Genomic DNA, 16,134 nt, shown 5'->3' with positions numbered 1-16,134 from the left:
GCCTTTGCGTCGCGGCTGCCGTTTGGCTATGCCAGTGGTCAACGCGACAGGAGACCCCCAATGGCGATCTACGAGCTCGACGGGCAGGCGCCCGACCTTCCCGCCGACGGCAATTATTTCATCGCCGAGACCGCCACCGTAATCGGCCGCGTGCGCCTGAAGCCGGGTGCAAGCGTCTGGTTTGGCGCGGTGTTGCGCGGCGACAATGAGTGGATCGAGATCGGCGAGGGCGCCAATGTGCAGGACGGCTCGACCTGCCACACCGATCTCGGCTTTCCGCTTCACATCGGTCGGAACTGTACGGTCGGCCACAATGTCATCCTGCACGGCTGCACCATCGAGGAGGGCGCGCTGATCGGCATGGGCTCGATCGTGATGAACGGGGCGAAGATCGGCCGCAACAGCATCGTCGGCGCCGGTTCCGTCATCACCGAGGGCAAGGAATTTGCCGAACGTTCCCTGATCATCGGCTCACCGGCGCGCGTGATCCGCACGCTCGACGACGCCCAGGTGCAGAAGATGGGGAGTGCGGCGAGGTTTTACGTGGCCAACGGTCCGCGCTTCAAGAAGGGCCTGAAGCGGATCGGTTGAGATCGCGCAGCCGGACGGCCCGGCGGCACGGTTCCGTACCGTGAAAATACAGGCCGGTACTTTAATCCTCCGCTAGCGCGATCACGCTTATCGTCGAGCGTGTTCAACCAGGAGGAGCGTCGCCATGAATGCGACGGCGCTGGGATCCGGCTTCGGTGCCGGAACCAATCTATTGAAAAAGTTCGTAAGACTAGCGCGTGGCGCCGACACGCTGACCGTCGCCGAGAAGGTCTACAGCATCGCCGCCTTCCTTGCGATCGTCACCACCTTCCTCCTGGTGATGTCGGTCCAGTCCGTACGCCTGCAGACGACGTATCGCCACATGCATGTCACCGCCGCCGAGGCGGCGATCGGAGTCGGGCGCATCAATGCGCTGATCTATGCCATCGTGATGGAATCACGCGGCATCTACATGTCGGCCGATCGTCGTGCGATGAAGCCGTTCGCGGACGGGCTGGTCCGGCGCAACCGCGAGCTCGCCGAGGCCGTGAAGAGCATGGAGAAGAACGTCGGCGACGACGACGCCGAGCTGTTCGCGAGCTTCCGCCAGCGCATCTTGCAATTCATCGACTTCCGTCAGGAGCTGGTGCGGCGCGGGATCGAGATCAGCCCGGCCGCGGGACGCGAATGGGGCGACAATGACGCCAACCGCACCGTGCGCAGCAAGCTCAACAGCGATATCGAGGCGCTCGAGCGCATCTACCAGCAGCGCGCCCGCGAGGCGGACGAACTCGCCAATGAGAACCGCTATGCGGCTGCCTATCTTTTCGCACTCGGACTCGCCGCCTTGATGCTGGCGGCGCTCAACGTCGTCGTCATGCGCAGTTCGATCGTCGGCGCCCTGGCCGATATCACGCAGGCGACCGACCGGATCGCGCAAGGCGACGTCAAGAGCGAGGTGCCGCATCTCGGCCGTCACGACGAGATCGGACGTCTTGCGCGCGCCGTGCAGAACTTCCGCGACGCCGTCGCGCGCATCTTCGAGCTCGAGGAGCTCGAGCTCGGCACCGCCCAGGCGCGCGACGCCGCGCGGACCGAGCGCGACCAATTCAACGACAAGTACCAGGCCAAGAAGTGGCAGCTCTCGGCGGCGATCAACAGCATGCCGCAGGGCCTGATCATGCTCGACGGCAAGGCGGTCGTGGTCGCGATGAACTCGAACTACCGGCAGATCTACAATCTGCCCGAGACGATCCAGGCCGGATCGACCCTCGAGGATATCCTCCAGCACCGGGTCAAGAGCGGGCTGTTCAGCGGCGACGTCGCGAAATATGTCGCAGCTGTTCTCGACCGGATCGCCAGGCGCGAACCGGCGGCCTACGAGATCGCCCTGAACGACGGCCGCATCATCAAGATCTACGAGCGTCCGATGGATGGCGGCGGCTGGGTGTCGGTGCAGGAGGACGTCACCGAACAGCGCCAGCGCGAGCGCATTCTCGAGCGGATGGAGCGCTTCCTCGCCACCATCATCGAGAACGTGGCCGAGGGCATCATCGCCAAGGATGCGCGCAATCTGCGCTACGTCTTCGTCAACAAGGCGGCCGAGAAGATGATCGGCATGTCGCGCGGCGAGATCATCGGCAAGACCGCGCGGGAATTGTTCTCCCCGGAGGCGGCCGAACTGATCGAGCGGCGCGACAAGCAGCTGCTCGCGCAGAAGCAGCAGCTCGAGCCGATCATCGATACCATCGACAATCCCGCGCGCGGGCGCCGCGTCATCTCCGCACGGCGGGTTCAGATCGGTGGCGCCAGCGAAGAGTCCCACATGTTCGTGACCATGGTCGAGGACCGGACGGAGAATAGGGTGGCGGCCGCCTAGCGATTATGCGCGCCCTCACGGCAGCACCGCGTCAGCGCCCTTCGGATTCGCGCGCTTCGATTGCGCCTGCGACCTTCTCGTGGCCGGCGGCCCACAGCGCATGCTCGTCGCTGCCGTCGAGGTAAGGATTGGCTTCGGCCGGGATGTTGTCGCGCGCGGCGCGTTCGCCTTCTGCAAAAGGATCGCGATCGGTCATCGTGATGAGCCTCCTCGCTTTCAAGCTGATGTGACGGCATTTGTTCCGGAACCGGCCTTCGCCGCGGCGGTTGACCGGTAAAGGAGAATTCTCATGGCCGCATCGTCTGCAACCGTCTCAATCAAGACCATGATGGTGATCTTCGCCCTTGTGGCGATGCCAGCCGTCGCATTCGCGCAGGCGGGCGGCGGTTCTGCCGGATCGACCGGAGGCGCTGCGGGATCGACTGGAGGCTCCGTCGGATCGAGCGGAGGCGTCGCCAACTCGCCGGCTCCACCGCCCGGCACCAACAGCCTGGGTACGGCTCAGTCATCCGGCCCGGGCTCCGGAGTTACGACCGGCAGCGGCACAGGCGGCAGCGCCGATGCCACCGTCAATGCCGAGAATCGGATGCTCGACAAGAAGCTCAAGAGCATCTGCCGCGGCTGCTAATCCTCGCGCGGAAGTGAGACAGCGTGGCTGTCCCGAATGCCCGAGGGACGTTAGCTTGATCCTGCTTTGAAGCGTGGAGCGTGTCCACGCGGAGGATCGAGTGATGTTACGCAGGATGATGATGGCGGCGCTGGCCGTCGCGGCGGTCGGGCTGTCGGCGCCGCAGGTGGCCCACGCAGGCGGATTCGGACATGGCGGCGGGGGACATGGCGGCTGGGGGCACGGCGGTGGCTGGGGCCATGGCGGCCATTGGCACGGCGGCGGCTTCTGGCCCGGAGTTGCGATCGGGGCGGGGATCGCCGGTGCTGGCTACTACGGCGGCTATTACGGCTACGGCTACCCTTATTACGGCGGTCCCACCTATTATAGTACCGGCTACGGCGACTATAACGATGGCTATGGCGGCTGCTACGTCGCGCGCAAGCGCGTCATGACGCCGGCGGGCTGGCGTATCCGCCGCGTGGACGTCTGCGAATAGCGTCCCACAAAAAAACAAGGCCGTTGACGCAGTATACCGTCAACGACCTTGCCAGCCCCGGACATTGAAATCGGCTCACGCCATCCGGTAGGGGCGAGCATCGCGCGGAATCATACGGCTGAATGTGATCCAGTTCACAAGTGGCGAAAATAAAGTTCCACCGCGGGGCGGACGCTCAGCCGCGCGAGCGCTTTCGCGCGCTGGCGTGGGCACGGTGCCGCGCCGGTTTCCTGCGGGTAACCGAGGGCGTTTCAACTTCGGTCGCCCGTGCGCTGGCAAACGACTGCCGCAAGCCGTCGATGGACTCGTTCAGCGATGCGACCTGCTCGGACAGGCGCTTGGTGTCGGCCTGCTGCGCCGCCATCAGGCGCTTCATCGTCTGGAGCTGGTCCTGCACGACCTGCAGCTGGTCGATCGATTCCTGCTGCGTCGCCTCCAGCCCCTTGGTCTTCTCGACCAGCTGTTCGGAGGCCTGGGCCGTGCGGGCCTGGAGCTGCCGCGATGCCACCACCCGGTCGGCTTCAGGTGCGGCGCCGGTATAGGCCCGCCAGATCGCGATCGAGGTCACCCCCGCAATCAGGAGCAGGAGCGCAGCGGCGGTCAGCGCGATGGGCTGGGCGCCAAGGCGAAGCAGGGGGTTCGACGGTGTGTCCTGGGCGAGATCGATCATCGCTGACAAAACCCAAATTGAAACTTGGTGAGTGGCGAAGACCGGCAACCAGAGGTCGCCGGGGCGTCCCGAAAGTGTTACGTTTCCGCAAGGAATGGGACCAAAAAGAGGCTAAGGGCCAAAAAACCAGGAATTAGCGGGCCTTGCGGCCTCCAAGGCTCCGCCCTGGCGCGGGAATCAAGGTTGAAACGGCGCAAACGGCCCGGAATAGGTCTTGGCGCGCGGTGCCGCATAGGGGCCGAGCCGGGAGGTCTTCAGGCCCAGCCGCACCAGTGATTCCGCCAGCGTCACCGCCGCGGCGACGCCGTCGATCACGGGCAGGCCGTGCGTGGCGGCAAGCTCAGCGGCGAGATCGGCCATGCCGGCACAGCCGAGCACGATGGCTTCCGCCCGGTCGTCGCGGATCGCGGCCGTGATCTCGGTGGAGATCTTTGCGAGCGCGTCCGTGTTGCGCTCCTCGAGCGCCAGCACCGGGACCTCGGCGGCGCGCACGCGGGCGCAGCGCTCAGCGAGGCCGTATTTCCGCAAATTATGTTCGATCGGCACGATGGAGACACCGAGCGTCGTCACCACGGCAAAGCGCGCGGCGATCAGGCTCGCCATGTGGAAGCCGGCCTCTCCAATGCCGATCACCGGCGCCTTCGCGACGGCGCGCGCGGCATCCAAGCCGGTGTCGTCGAAGCAGGCGATGATGTGGGCCTCCGCACCATCGCTGTCGGCCTCGCGGATGCAGCCGAGCATGCCGGGCACGGCGAAGGCTTCGTCGTAAAATCCCTCGATCGAGATCGGGCCCATCGTCGGCTGCCGCGCGTCGATCACCGTGCCGGGCAGGGCGACGCTGCGCGCTGCAGCGGCGATCTTCGCCGTCATGGACGCTGTGGTGTTGGGATTGACGACGTGCAGCCGCATCGGATCAGACGAGCCCTTTGCCGGCGTCCGAACCCTTCGCCGCCTGCCGCTTGTTGAGCATGTGGATGGTGCCGAGCGCAAGCGTGATCACCGTGAACGAGACGGCCGAAATCACGGTGCCGAGCGCGTAGATGTCGGGATTCGTCACCGTGGTGGTCAGGCCCTGCAGATCGAGCGGCAGCGTATTCACCGCCCCGATCGCCTGGCTGGAGCGGGCGAGCTCGTCCCAGGACAGCGTGAAGCCGAACAGGCCGATGCCAATCACGGAAGGCAGGATGATCGGCAGCACGACATGGCGAAACGTCTGCCACGGCGTCGCCCCCAGATCGCGCGCGGCTTCCTCGAGGCGGGGATCGAAGCGGTTGAAGATCGCGAACATGATGAGCAGGCCGAACGGCAGCGTCCAGGTCAGGTGTGCGCCGAGACCCGATGTGAGGAGGCCCATCGAGGTCTCGAAATTCTCGTTCCAATGCGCCTTGATCAGATCGTCGATGATACGAAACTCAAGTGAGATGCCGAGCGAGGTGATGATCGAGGGCACGATCAGGCTGGCGATCGCCGAGTAGAACAGGATGCTTTGCGCCCTGAACTTCCTGCGAAAGGCCATGCCGGCGGCGACCGACAGCACGACGGTGACGATCATCACGATCACGCCGAGCAGCAGCGAGCGGCGGAAGGCCGCGCCGAGGTCGACGATGCCGGTGCCCTGGAACAGTTTTGCGATCCAGAAGGTCGACACGCCATTCATCGGGAAGGTGAGGCCGCCCTGCGGCCCCTGGAACGACAGCACGTAGATCGCGATCATCGGGCCGTAGAGGAACAGCACATAGGCCGCGAAGAAGATCGCGAGCACGTAGAAAGAGCGCGGGCGTCCTTCCGTCATGCTCTAGAGCTCCTTCTTGATGTCGACGATGCGCGACATCATGGTGATGATCAGGAAGGTGATCGCGAGCAGGATCACGGCGTTGGCCGCGGCGGCGGGGAATTGCAGCGCGTTGACCCGCGTCTCGATGATCTTGCCGGCAGCTGCGATCTGCTGGCCGCCCATCACGCCGATGGTGATGAAGTCGCCCATCACGATGGTGATGACGAAGATCGAGCCGATCACGATGCCGGGCTTTGCCAGCGGTATGATGACGTTGACCAGCGTCTGGAAGCCGGTCGCTCCGGCGTCATAGGCGGCCTCGATCAGCGACTTGTCGATGCGGATCATCGAGTTGAAGATCGGCACCACCATGAAGAAGGTGAAGAGGTGCACCAGCGCCAGCACCACCGAGAATTCGGAGAACAGCAGCCATTCCAGCGGATGGTTGATCAGGCCCGTTTTGACCAGGCCGGAATTGACGAGGCCGTTGCGCCCGAGCAGCGGGATCCAGGCGATCATGCGGATCACGTTGGAGGTCCAGAACGGGATCGTGCAGAGCAGCGACAATCCCATCTGCCAGGTCTTGGACTTGACATGGAAGGCGAGGAAATAGGCGACCCAGAAGCCGATGAACAGCGTGATCGCCCAGACCAGGAAGCACAGCTTCAGCGTCTTCAGATAGGTCTTGCCGATCGTGCAGAGGTCGGGGAGCTGCGCGATGCAGCCTTCGAACGTGTCGGTGTAACCGCGGCCCGAGAAGGCCGGCAGCAACTGGTATTCGTTGTAGTCCCAGAACGAGACGATGACGACGAAGACGAGCGGAATGAGGAAGAAGGCCAGAAACACCAACATCATCGGCCCGGCCTGAAGCCAGGAGATGAAGGAGGGCGACAGGCGCGTCGGCTTTGCCGCGCGCGCTGTGCCCGACCCCGGGATCAAGCCCGGGGACGCCTGTTGCAGGACCTCTTCCGACATGTGCATTACGCCGCGATGAACTCATTCCACTTGCGGACCATGTAGTCGTTCTCGTCCATCACCGCGTTCCAGCAGGCGACGCCGCCCATGCGGTCCTCATAGGAGCCGCCGTCACGCACGGCGCCGGCCTTTTCGAGCAGCGAGCCGTCGGGCGCCTTGATGTCCTTCTCGGCCGGCTTGCCTTCCATCCAATAGGCCCACTCGTAGGGCTCCATATGCGCCTTCGCGGTGGAGAGCACGGCGGAGTAGTAGCCCTGGCGGTTGAGATAGGCGCCGGCATAGCCGGACAGGAACCAGTTCACGAACTCATAGGCCCATTCGAGCTTCGCGCCTGACACGCCCTTGGAGACGCAGAAGCCCGAAGCCCAGGAGCGATAGCCTTCCTTCAGCGGCTGGAAGGTGCAGGCAATGCCCATCGAGCGGACCTTGGTGACTGCCGGCGACCACATCGACTGAATCACGGTTTCCCCTGATGCCATCAGGTTGACGCTCTCGTTGAAGTCTTTCCAGAACGCGCGGAACTGGCCGGCCTTCTTGGCCTCGGTCATCACCTTCATGGTGAGATCGATCTCTTCCTTGGTCATGTTGCCCTTGTCGGCATATTTGTACTTGCCGGTGGCTTCCACGACCATCGCGGCGTCCATGATGCCGATCGAGGGGATGTTGAGGATCGAGGCCTTGCCCTTGAACTCGGGGTTGAGCAGCTCGGACCAGGAGCTGATCGGACGCTTGATCAGGTCGGGGCGGATGCCCAGCGTGTCGGCGTTGTAGACCGTCGGGATCAGCGTGACGAATTCAGTCGCCGAGGTCGCGAACTTCTTGGAGTCCTTGCCTTCGAGATACAGCACCTTCCAGGGCGCGGTGCCCTGGCCGCCGATCTTCTTGCCGCCGGGCGTTTCGCCCTTGGTGAAGACGGGCGTGATGTTGTCGAACTGTTTGATCTTCCTGGCGTCGAGCGCGAGGATGTTGCCCGACGGCACGATCTTCTTCAGCGAGAAATATTCGGTGTCCAGCACGTCGAAGGAGTTCGGCTGGGTCATCACGCGCTTGGTGACGTCGTCGGTGGTCGCGGTGATGTATTCGATCTTGATGCCGGTGTCCTTCAGGCACTGCTTGGAGATGTCGTCGCCCTCGTTCACGGCGGTGCCGAGATAGCGCAGCACCTTCGTCTCGGCCGACTTCACATAGGGAAAGCCGGTGATGGCGCCGGAGCCGGCGGCAAGGCCGGCCAGACTGGCGGTGCCCTTGAGCAGCGTGCGGCGGCTGACGCCCTTGGTCCTCGTGGTCTCGCTCATGTCAGTCACTCCTCTGTTGCGCATTCCAGTGATCGATCGGCGCTATTGCAGGCGTTGCGCCTTGGCGGGATCCCAGGTGGCCAGCACGCGATCGCCCGGACGGAACGGGTGGACGTCGAAGGTGGCTTCGGGAACGTGGGAGAACAGGGCGGTGCCGTCGTCGAGCGTGAGCGAGACGGCGATGTAGGAGCCCTGGTACTCGGTCTGGGTCAGCCGCGCCGGCGCGCCGAAGGCGCCGTCGGTGAACGGCGCGATGCCGAGCTGATCGGCGCGCACGGCGATCAGCTTGCCGGCGTCGCTGAGCACGTTGTGGCCGCCGATGAAGCGCGCCACGAATTCGGTGCGGGGATGGTGGAAGATGTCGCGGGCCGTGCCCTGCTGCTCGATCCGGCCGTGGTTCATCACCACGATATGGTCGGCGAGCGCCATCGCCTCTTCCTGGCCGTGGGTGACCTGGATGAAGCTGATGCCGAGCTCGCGCTGCAGCCGCTTCAATTCACCGCGCATCTTCACCCGCAGGAACGGATCGAGCGCCGAGAGCGGCTCGTCGAGCAGGAGGATCTGCGGCTCGGTGATCAGCGCGCGGGCGAGCGCAACGCGCTGCTGCTGGCCGCCGGAGAGCTGTGCCGGGAGACGGCCCGCATATTGGCTCATCGCCACCAGCTCGAGCAGTTCGCCGGCGCGCTTGTGGCGCGTCGGCTTGTCGACGCCGCGCATCTTCAGCGCAAAGGCGACATTGTCGATCACGCTGAGATGCGGAAACAGTGCGTAGGATTGGAACATCATCGCGGTGCCGCGCTCGGCCGGCGGCAGGTCGGTGACGTTCTGGCTGCCTAGGATGACGTCGCCCGCGCTGACCGCCTCGTGGCCCGCGATCATCCGCAGGGTCGAGGTCTTGCCGCAGCCGGACGGGCCGAGCAGGCAGCAATAGGTGCCGGCCGGGATCTTCAAATTGACGGTGTCGACCGCCAGCGTCGTGTCGTAGCGCTTGGTGACGGCGACCAGTTCGAGAGCGGCGGGAGTGGCCATGGCGTGTCCGAGGAGGGGCGGTGCTTCCGGGCTCTCTCCGCAAGGTCCGTGCCAACCGCCGCTTGGCCGGCCGAATTCCGAAACTGTGCAGCGGAGTCAGATCGTTAGATCGAATCCTGGGCATCCGGGCTGCCCGCCGCTTGCACAGTCATTTGCACACAAAATGGGCGAAGATTGTATAAAGTTTCGCCTGTGATTGGATACAGGTCGTCGACTAACATTCGAAGCGAACGTCGTCGATCGCCCTCAAGCCCAACTCTCACACCAATGGCCGCCAAGTCCCGCCCCAAATCCGACGCGCCAGATGCGAGCGATCGCGTCAGCCGCATCCGGGAGGGCGTGACCGCCGCGATCCTCGAGCATCGCCTGCTGCCGGGCACGAAGCTCGGCGAGGACGAGATCGGTGAGATCTACGGCGCGAGCCGCACGCTGGTCCGCACCGCGCTGCAGCAACTTGCGCATGAGGGCATCGTCAACATCGAGAAGAACCGCGGCGCGTTCGTCGCGCGTCCCACGCCCGCCGATGCCCGCGAGGTGTTCGAGGCGCGGCGCCTGATCGAGCCCACCATCGTCGATCACGCCATCGACGCGATGTCGCCGGCCTGGCTCGATCGTCTCCAGCAACATCTCACCGAGGAGCGCGAGGCCGAGTTGCGCGGCGACGCGCGCGCCTCGGTTCGGCTTTCCGGTGAGTTTCACAAGCTCGTCGCCGAGATGAGCGGTCACAGCATCTATCTCGGCTTCCTCAAGGAGCTGATCGCGCGCTCCTCTCTCATCATCCTGCTGTACCGCCGCCACGACACGCCGGCCTGCGGCACCGATCATCACGCCGGCATCGTCGCCGCCATCCGCAAGCGCGACAAGCAGGCGGCGCGCGCGCAGATGCTCTCGCATTTGACCGAGATCGAGGACGAGCTGTTCCTCAAGGACCCCGCCGCCGACGAGCTGCGGCTCGCGGATGTGCTGGGCGTCTGATCCGCACCGATCTTAGGCGCCAGGAATAGCGCCAGGAATCCGCGCCGGAGCCACGAACCCGCGTCAGTGGTTGAGTGCGCGCTCTGCGGCGAGCTGTCCGTCCGGAGTGATCTCGTAGTCGCCGCCTCGCTTTGTCATCCATCCTGACCTGACCATCTCCCGTGCCAGCTGCACCGAGCAGATCGGATGGTTACCTCCTGGGTAATACAGCCTGTCATTTCGGACGAGCAAGTGTCCGTACAGTTGGGCATGACGTAATGCCCTGCGCATCCCGGGTGATGGATCTTTCATGCCGGTTCAAGCGCGAGCGCGACGAAGGTTCCTAATCAACGCCGTGACTTTCGATGGCTTTGCGCTGCGGAGGGCGGGTAGGAACTCGCGTTATGCCGCATCGTTTGTTGTTTTCGAAGGAGCAGCATCATGAACGTACGGGACGAGTACACGCGATCGCTCTGGATGGATGTTTCGGTCGCGGATGCCCCCGCGCTGTCGCGCACCGTGGGCGTAGACGTCGTTGTCATCGGCTCCGGAATAGCCGGGCTGTCGGTGGCTTATGAACTGGCCTGCCATGGACGTTCGGTCGCGGTGCTCGACCGCGGCGGCATTGGCAGCGGGATGACGGCGCGCACCACGGCGCATCTGGCGACGGCGCTCGATGATGGCTACGGCAAGTTGGTCAGGGTCCGCGGCCCAGATTGTGCGCGGCACTATTACCAGAGCGTCGAAGCCGCAATCGACCGCGCCGAGGCCATTCAGCGCGACGAGCACATCGATTGCGATTTTCGGCGTGTCGACGGTTACTGGGTGCAGGCGCCCGAAACGCCAGCATCCGAGCTGGATGAGGAATTGGATTGCTGTCGCAAGCTCGGGATCCCCGTCGAAGATTGCGCCGAGCCGACCGTGTTCCATTCTGGAGGTGTGGTGCGTTCGTTGCGTTTTTCCCGCCAGGCGCGCCTGCACCCGACCAGATATCTTGCTGGCCTAGCCGGCGCCCTTCAGCGCCGCGGGGCGCAGCTCTATGGCGACACCTGCGTTGAAAGCATCCGGCAAGAGCGTGGCGACATGATCGTGACGACCGCCTCGGGCTACGAGGTCCACGCCGCCGACGTGGTCGTCGCGACGAACTCGCCGGTCAATGTGCAGGTGGCGATCCATACCAAGCAGGCGCCTTACCGCACTTATGCTCTCGCCGCCAAAATCCCGGCCGGCGCGCTGGAGGATGCGCTGTATTGGGACACGCTCGATCCCTATCACTATGTCAGGCTTCAACCGCTCTCCGCGGACGAGGATCTCGTCATCATCGGCGGCGAAGATCACAAGTCCGGTGAAGCGGACGACGGCGCACAGCGCCTTGCCGCGCTCGAACGCTGGGCGCGCGAGCGATTGCCGGCGCTACGCGAGGTCACTCATCGATGGTCAGGTCAGGTGCTGGAGCCGAGCGATTTCGTCGGCTTCATTGGCCGCAGCCCCGGCGAGGAGCACCTTTTCATCGTCAGCGGTGACTCCGGACAGGGCATCACCAACGGGCTGGTGGCGGGCATGCTGATTGCGGATCTCGTCATGACCGGCGCGAGCCCGTGGGAGGATGTCTACGCCCCGGCCCGCAAGATTCAGAAGAACATCGGCGAATTCATCAGCGAGAACATCACGCCGCTGAAGAATTTCGCGGAGTATCTGACGGCGAGCGAGATCGCGGGCGTCGAACATTTGCGCCCCGGGGAGGGGCGCCTTGTCCGCAGCGGCCTGAAGAAGATCGCGGCGTGCCGGGACCGAAACGGACATTTGCATCTGCATTCGGCAAGCTGCACCCATCTCGGCTGCGTCGTGCACTGGAATGCGCTCGAGCAATGTTGGGATTGCCCGTGTCACGGTTCGCAATTCGCCCCTGATGGCACCGCACTCAACGGCCCTGCCGTGTCTCCGCTCGGCGATATCGAGAAGCCGGCCAATCTTGAAGCCGCAGAGTGAGGCGAGCAACCTCGCCGACGTGCCGGGCGCGTGAGCGAGGCGCGTTCGCCAGCTGATCTCGCACGCGGCGATATCTCATTGATTCAAATTGGAGCCGACCGCGGCGACCTCCCGCCAATGCAGATGGCAGGACTGCATATTTGCCGCCGTGGTGGCCAGTTGACGGCGGCCGGACGTCGGCGTCAAATGGCACGCAGAAGTTGCGTGCCTGCCATCACCCCTCGCGTAGCCCTGCACCTCAGCGGAGGCCGGCCATGACGGGTTTGAGGATGCCGGCCAGAGTGTCCGGAATCGCCACGCTGCCTGCGGCCGTTGCAATGATCCTCGGCAGCGCGCCCTCGGCGCCGGCCCAGCAGGACTCCGCCGTCCTGTTTCGCAACGTCCGGATATTCGACGGCAAGAGCGCTGCGCTGTCAGCCGCGTCCAACGTCCTCGTCAGAAATCGCACGATCCAGAAGATCTCGACCGCGGACATCGCGGCCGCCGGTCAGGTGATCGACGGCGGCGGCCGCGTGCTGATGCCGGGACTGATCGACGCGCATTGGCACGCGATGCTGGTGCGCCCGACGCCGATGGCCGCGCTTGCGGGCGATATCGGCTACAACAACCTGCTCGCCGCCAGCGAGGCGACGGCCACGCTGATGCGCGGCTTCACCACCGTGCGCGACATGGGCGGGCCGAGCTTCGGCCTCAAGCAGGCCATCGACGAGGACCTCGTCGCAGGTCCCCGCATCTATCCCTCCGGCGCCATAATCACCGTCACCAGCGGTCACGGCGACTTCCGCCAGCTCTCCGATCTGCCGCGAACGATCGGCGGCATGCTGAGCCGCATGGAGCGGATCGGCGGCAGCATGGTGGCCGACAGTCCGGACGAGGTGCGTGTGCGCGCGCGCGAGCAGCTCATGCAAGGGGCCTCGCAGGTCAAGCTCACCGCAGGCGGCGGCGTTGCATCGCCCTTCAGTCCGCTCGACGTCTCCACCTTCACCGAGCCCGAGCTGCGCGCGGCGGTCGAAGCCGCCGACAATTGGGGCACCTATGTTGCGACGCACGCCTATACGTCGGTCGCGGTCCAGCGCTCGGTCGCGGCTGGCGTCAGATGCATCGAGCACGGTCATCTCATGGACGAGGCGAGCGCCAAGCTGATCGCGGAGAAGGGGATCTGGTTGAGCACGCAACCGTTCCTGGATATCTCCGCTGCAGCCGCGCTCGGACCCGCCGAGCAGGACAAGATGAGGCAGGTGGTCGCTGGAACCGACCGCGTCTATGCGCTCGCGAAGAAGTACGGCATCAAGACCGCGTTCGGCACCGACGTCCTGTTCTCGCAGGCGCTGGCGGATCGACAGGGCGCCATGCTGGCCGCGCTGACGCGCTGGTACACATCGGCCGAAGCGTTGGCCATGGCGACGTCGGCCAATGCCGAATTGCTGAGCTTGTCCGGTTCGCGAAATCCCTATCCGGGCAAGCTCGGTGTGGTCGAGGAGGGCGCGTTCGCCGATCTCCTGCTGGTCGACGGCAATCCGCTCGACAACATCAAGCTCGTCGAAGATCCCGCGAGGAATTTTGTGGTGATCATGAAGGGCGGCAAGGTCTACAAGAACATCCTCGCACGCTGACGAGTGCGCGCGTGGATCACATCCTGCGCGCCTGCCAGGGCATGAGGTGGCGGGATTGGATCGTTGCTAGGGGAGATCCTCCGCAACCGGCCTTCTGCGCCGCGAACCGGCCGCGATCTCCGGAACCGCGGCGGGCCGTCCAGGGCTTGTCATAATTCCGGGCCTGTCGTCGGAGGCATGGCTTCTCAGCGTCTCCAGAACCAGGAAGAATTTCTCGGCTAGCATGAGTCAAACTCGCTGATGCGTTCGTTTCGGTTTCGAGAACAGCGAATTTCGCTCGTCAAATCGGTCACTTGCTGCGCTCGGGGCCAATTTAGTTCGTCATGGCACGCCGAATTGTGACAAGCCTTGCCGGATTTCTGCGTCTGGCACGTCGTGTCGATGATCAGGCAGCGCGACTAACGTGACTATTCCTCGCCGGCCTGACGGGCTATATGCTGTCGCTCTGTCATTAAACTGTCATGTCATCGTAAATGCTGAAATCAGACCCAACACCGGCTCGCAAAACCTCGAGTGCGCCGGACGGAAATCCTGTCCTGAAGGACAACAAGAGGACGCAAGTCGTCGCCGGCTTTCTCAGGCAGATTGAACCGGCCGAGCCCGGCGCGGAACCTGCGATCGTCGAGGGCGCTGTGAGTGATCAGACGCCATCGCAAGATGCCCCGCCTGCTCCGGAACCAACTCGGTCGAGCCTTTTCGCGCACCCCGGCGAGATCGAGCTCAAGCTGGTCGTCGATGCCGATCGCATGGCGCATTTCAACGCCGCGCCGGTCATCGCGGCGAATGCGCGCAACAAGGGCTCCCGAAAACACCTCAAATCCGTCTACTATGATACGCCTGATCGGATGCTTCGGCGCAACGGCCTGAGCCTGCGCGTTCGCCAGAGCGGCGCGCGCTTCGTGCAGACCGTGAAGACCGACACAGCGGATGATCCGCTGCGCCGTGGCGAGTGGGAGGCGAGCGTAGCCTCGCTTGCGCCCGATCTCGCTCTGGCGATGTCGTTCATTCCGGAGAAGCTTCGCAGCCATCTCGGAGCACAGCCGCTCGAAGCTATCTTCACCGCCGACGTCCATCGTCACGCGCGGATGATCGACCTGCCGTCCGGCACGGTCGAGATCGCGTTCGACCAGGGCGTGCTCACGGCGAGCGATCGATCGCTGCCGGTGAGCGAGATCGAGCTGGAGCTCAAGTGCGGCAGTGCGAGCACGATCTACGAGGTCGCGTTGCGGCTTGCAGAACACGGCGCGGTGAAGCCGTCCATCCGCAGCAAGTCGGCGCGTGGCTTCGATCTTGCCGCGGGCGCGCCGCCCTCGGCACGACGCCCGCGAAAACTTCGCCTCGATCCTTCGGTGACGCTCGACGAAGCCTTCGCGACGATCCTGCGCTCGTGCTTCCTCCATCTGCTTCAGTCGCTGCCGGCGGCCGAGGACGGGCGCAATCCGGAGGGCGTGCATCAGCTGCGTGTCTCGCTGCGCCGGATTCGATCGGCGCTCGACCTGATGCGCTCGGTCGGCGCGCTCAGCAATCTCGACGCACTGCGCTCGGAGGCGCGCTGGCTGGCGCAGGACCTGTCCGCCGCACGCGACTGGGACGTGTTCCAGCGCGAGACCTTGCCGACGATCGCGAAGGCTTGCCCTTCAATCGCCGGCTTCGATGCGCTCGGCCGGGCTGCGGCCGAACGCCAGTCCGACGCCTATCGCAAGGCGCATCACGCGCTCGACGATCGCCGCTGCGCCATGTTCCTGATCGGCCTCGGCAACTGGATCGAGACGCGTGGCTGGCGCAACGACGTCGCCGCCGAAGATCTCGGCCGGCTCGCCGACCCCGCCGTCAACTTCGCGCAGCGCATTCTGTCGGAGCAGTACGCCAAGGTGCTCAAGCGCGGCCGCCGCTTCAAGTCGCTCACGATGGAGGAGCTGCACCGGGTGCGGCTCGCGACCAAACGGCTGCGTTATCTCGGCGAGTTCCTGCTGCCGCTGTTTGCCGATCGCAAGTCCGCGAGGAAGTTTGCCCGCAGGCTCGCCGGTTTGCAGGAGGAGCTCGGCGCCTTCAACGACATGGCGGTCACGGCTTCGCTGCTCGACGGGCTCGGTGCCGAGCCCGACAGCGCCATCGCCGCCGCCGCGATCGCCGGCTGGCAGGCGCGTGCATCGATCGGCGTCAAGCCCGCCTTGCAAGGCACCTGGCGCGATTTCACCGCCGCGCGCGTGCCTTGGTCCTCACAGGGCTGATCGCAGAACCCCAAAAAGTTGCGGCCAGCCATTGGGGGATGGCTGGCCGCGCGCGAACCGGTCTGGGACGGGGAGGGGTGGGGATGTG

15 protein-coding genes are annotated in these 16,134 nt (G+C 64.7%); 8 read left to right on the top strand and 7 right to left on the bottom strand.

What is annotated here, in order from left to right:
* Positions 1–60: 60 nt before the first annotated feature.
* Positions 61–591 carry a gamma carbonic anhydrase family protein gene (locus GGD65_RS06650; protein WP_104463504.1) on the top strand — a complete coding sequence of 177 codons (531 nt, stop codon included), beginning with the start codon at positions 61–63 and terminating at the stop codon, positions 589–591.
* Between the two features lie 124 nt (positions 592–715).
* Positions 716–2,410 carry a PAS-domain containing protein gene (locus tag GGD65_RS06645; protein WP_026202680.1) on the top strand — a complete coding sequence of 565 codons (1,695 nt, stop codon included), beginning with the start codon at positions 716–718 and terminating at the stop codon, positions 2,408–2,410.
* A gap of 31 nt (positions 2,411–2,441) precedes the next feature.
* Here GGD65_RS06645 and GGD65_RS06640 read toward each other — a convergent pair whose 3' ends face one another.
* Complete coding sequence (locus GGD65_RS06640) at positions 2,442–2,606, bottom strand: hypothetical protein (protein WP_018322107.1); 165 nt, start codon at positions 2,604–2,606, stop codon at positions 2,442–2,444.
* Positions 2,607–2,699: 93 nt separating this feature from the next.
* Here GGD65_RS06640 and GGD65_RS06635 point away from each other — a divergent pair, with 93 nt between their 5' ends.
* Together GGD65_RS06635 and GGD65_RS06630 are read left to right on the top strand one after the other, a co-directional pair.
* A complete protein-coding gene (locus GGD65_RS06635) occupies positions 2,700–3,038 on the top strand; it encodes a hypothetical protein (RefSeq protein WP_018322108.1) in 339 nt (112 codons plus the stop codon).
* Positions 3,039–3,141: 103 nt separating this feature from the next.
* Positions 3,142–3,516, top strand: coding sequence for a hypothetical protein (locus tag GGD65_RS06630; protein WP_183234704.1), 375 nt, complete (start codon positions 3,142–3,144; stop codon positions 3,514–3,516).
* Positions 3,517–3,691: 175 nt separating this feature from the next.
* Here GGD65_RS06630 and GGD65_RS06625 read toward each other — a convergent pair whose 3' ends face one another.
* The 6 genes from GGD65_RS06625 to GGD65_RS06600 all read right to left on the bottom strand — a co-directional run bounded on the left by GGD65_RS06625 (position 3,692) and on the right by GGD65_RS06600 (position 9,259).
* Positions 3,692–4,186 (bottom strand): hypothetical protein, encoded by a 495-nt coding sequence (locus tag GGD65_RS06625; RefSeq protein ID WP_018322110.1) that lies wholly within the window; start codon positions 4,184–4,186, stop codon positions 3,692–3,694.
* Between the two features lie 177 nt (positions 4,187–4,363).
* On the bottom strand, positions 4,364–5,095 hold the full coding sequence (locus GGD65_RS06620) for an aspartate/glutamate racemase family protein (RefSeq protein WP_183234703.1): 732 nt from the start codon (positions 5,093–5,095) through the stop codon (positions 4,364–4,366).
* A 4-nt stretch (positions 5,096–5,099) separates the two neighbouring features.
* Positions 5,100–5,978, bottom strand: coding sequence for an ABC transporter permease (locus tag GGD65_RS06615; protein ID WP_183234702.1), 879 nt, complete (start codon positions 5,976–5,978; stop codon positions 5,100–5,102).
* A 3-nt stretch (positions 5,979–5,981) separates the two neighbouring features.
* Entirely contained in the window at positions 5,982–6,941 is a 960-nt protein-coding gene (locus GGD65_RS06610) for an ABC transporter permease (protein WP_183234701.1), read from the bottom strand.
* Positions 6,941–8,230, bottom strand: coding sequence for a PotD/PotF family extracellular solute-binding protein (locus GGD65_RS06605; RefSeq protein WP_026202682.1), 1,290 nt, complete (start codon positions 8,228–8,230; stop codon positions 6,941–6,943). The genes GGD65_RS06610 and GGD65_RS06605 overlap by 1 nt, the downstream gene beginning before the upstream one ends.
* 42 nt (positions 8,231–8,272) lie before the next feature.
* On the bottom strand, positions 8,273–9,259 hold the full coding sequence (locus GGD65_RS06600) for an ABC transporter ATP-binding protein (RefSeq protein ID WP_183234700.1): 987 nt from the start codon (positions 9,257–9,259) through the stop codon (positions 8,273–8,275).
* A gap of 267 nt (positions 9,260–9,526) precedes the next feature.
* Here GGD65_RS06600 and GGD65_RS06595 point away from each other — a divergent pair, with 267 nt between their 5' ends.
* The 4 genes from GGD65_RS06595 (at position 9,527) to GGD65_RS06580 (ending at position 16,046) form a co-directional block, all read left to right on the top strand.
* On the top strand, positions 9,527–10,234 hold the full coding sequence (locus GGD65_RS06595) for a GntR family transcriptional regulator (protein ID WP_091966294.1): 708 nt from the start codon (positions 9,527–9,529) through the stop codon (positions 10,232–10,234).
* 420 nt (positions 10,235–10,654) lie between these two features.
* Positions 10,655–12,202, top strand: coding sequence for an FAD-dependent oxidoreductase (locus GGD65_RS06590; protein WP_183234699.1), 1,548 nt, complete (start codon positions 10,655–10,657; stop codon positions 12,200–12,202).
* A gap of 254 nt (positions 12,203–12,456) precedes the next feature.
* Positions 12,457–13,815, top strand: a complete 1,359-nt coding sequence (locus GGD65_RS06585) for an amidohydrolase family protein (RefSeq protein ID WP_409362732.1) — start codon at positions 12,457–12,459, stop codon at positions 13,813–13,815.
* A gap of 473 nt (positions 13,816–14,288) precedes the next feature.
* Complete coding sequence (locus tag GGD65_RS06580) at positions 14,289–16,046, top strand: CYTH and CHAD domain-containing protein (protein ID WP_183234698.1); 1,758 nt, start codon at positions 14,289–14,291, stop codon at positions 16,044–16,046.
* Positions 16,047–16,134 lie beyond the last annotated feature (88 nt).

Origin of the sequence: Bradyrhizobium sp. CIR18 (assembly GCF_014198295.1) — a bacterium.
GTDB lineage: Bacteria > Pseudomonadota > Alphaproteobacteria > Rhizobiales > Xanthobacteraceae > Bradyrhizobium.
The sequence above is the reverse complement of the archived record's forward strand: the minus strand, read 5'-3'. Positions and strand labels throughout refer to the sequence as shown.

Bases quoted from the DNA above. Each gene is read 5' to 3' on its own strand.
- GGD65_RS06650 (WP_104463504.1), top strand. From the start codon at position 61: ATGGCGATCTACGAGCTCGACGGGCAGGCGCCCGACCTTCCCGCCGAC.
- GGD65_RS06645 (WP_026202680.1), top strand. From the start codon at position 716: ATGAATGCGACGGCGCTGGGATCCGGCTTCGGTGCCGGAACCAATCTA.
- GGD65_RS06640 (WP_018322107.1), bottom strand. From the start codon at position 2,606: ATGACCGATCGCGATCCTTTTGCAGAAGGCGAACGCGCCGCGCGCGAC.
- GGD65_RS06635 (WP_018322108.1), top strand. From the start codon at position 2,700: ATGGCCGCATCGTCTGCAACCGTCTCAATCAAGACCATGATGGTGATC.
- GGD65_RS06630 (WP_183234704.1), top strand. From the start codon at position 3,142: ATGTTACGCAGGATGATGATGGCGGCGCTGGCCGTCGCGGCGGTCGGG.
- GGD65_RS06625 (WP_018322110.1), bottom strand. From the start codon at position 4,186: ATGATCGATCTCGCCCAGGACACACCGTCGAACCCCCTGCTTCGCCTT.
- GGD65_RS06620 (WP_183234703.1), bottom strand. From the start codon at position 5,095: ATGCGGCTGCACGTCGTCAATCCCAACACCACAGCGTCCATGACGGCG.
- GGD65_RS06615 (WP_183234702.1), bottom strand. From the start codon at position 5,978: ATGACGGAAGGACGCCCGCGCTCTTTCTACGTGCTCGCGATCTTCTTC.
- GGD65_RS06610 (WP_183234701.1), bottom strand. From the start codon at position 6,941: ATGCACATGTCGGAAGAGGTCCTGCAACAGGCGTCCCCGGGCTTGATC.
- GGD65_RS06605 (WP_026202682.1), bottom strand. From the start codon at position 8,230: ATGAGCGAGACCACGAGGACCAAGGGCGTCAGCCGCCGCACGCTGCTC.
- GGD65_RS06600 (WP_183234700.1), bottom strand. From the start codon at position 9,259: ATGGCCACTCCCGCCGCTCTCGAACTGGTCGCCGTCACCAAGCGCTAC.
- GGD65_RS06595 (WP_091966294.1), top strand. From the start codon at position 9,527: ATGGCCGCCAAGTCCCGCCCCAAATCCGACGCGCCAGATGCGAGCGAT.
- GGD65_RS06590 (WP_183234699.1), top strand. From the start codon at position 10,655: ATGAACGTACGGGACGAGTACACGCGATCGCTCTGGATGGATGTTTCG.
- GGD65_RS06585 (WP_409362732.1), top strand. From the start codon at position 12,457: ATGACGGGTTTGAGGATGCCGGCCAGAGTGTCCGGAATCGCCACGCTG.
- GGD65_RS06580 (WP_183234698.1), top strand. From the start codon at position 14,289: ATGCTGAAATCAGACCCAACACCGGCTCGCAAAACCTCGAGTGCGCCG.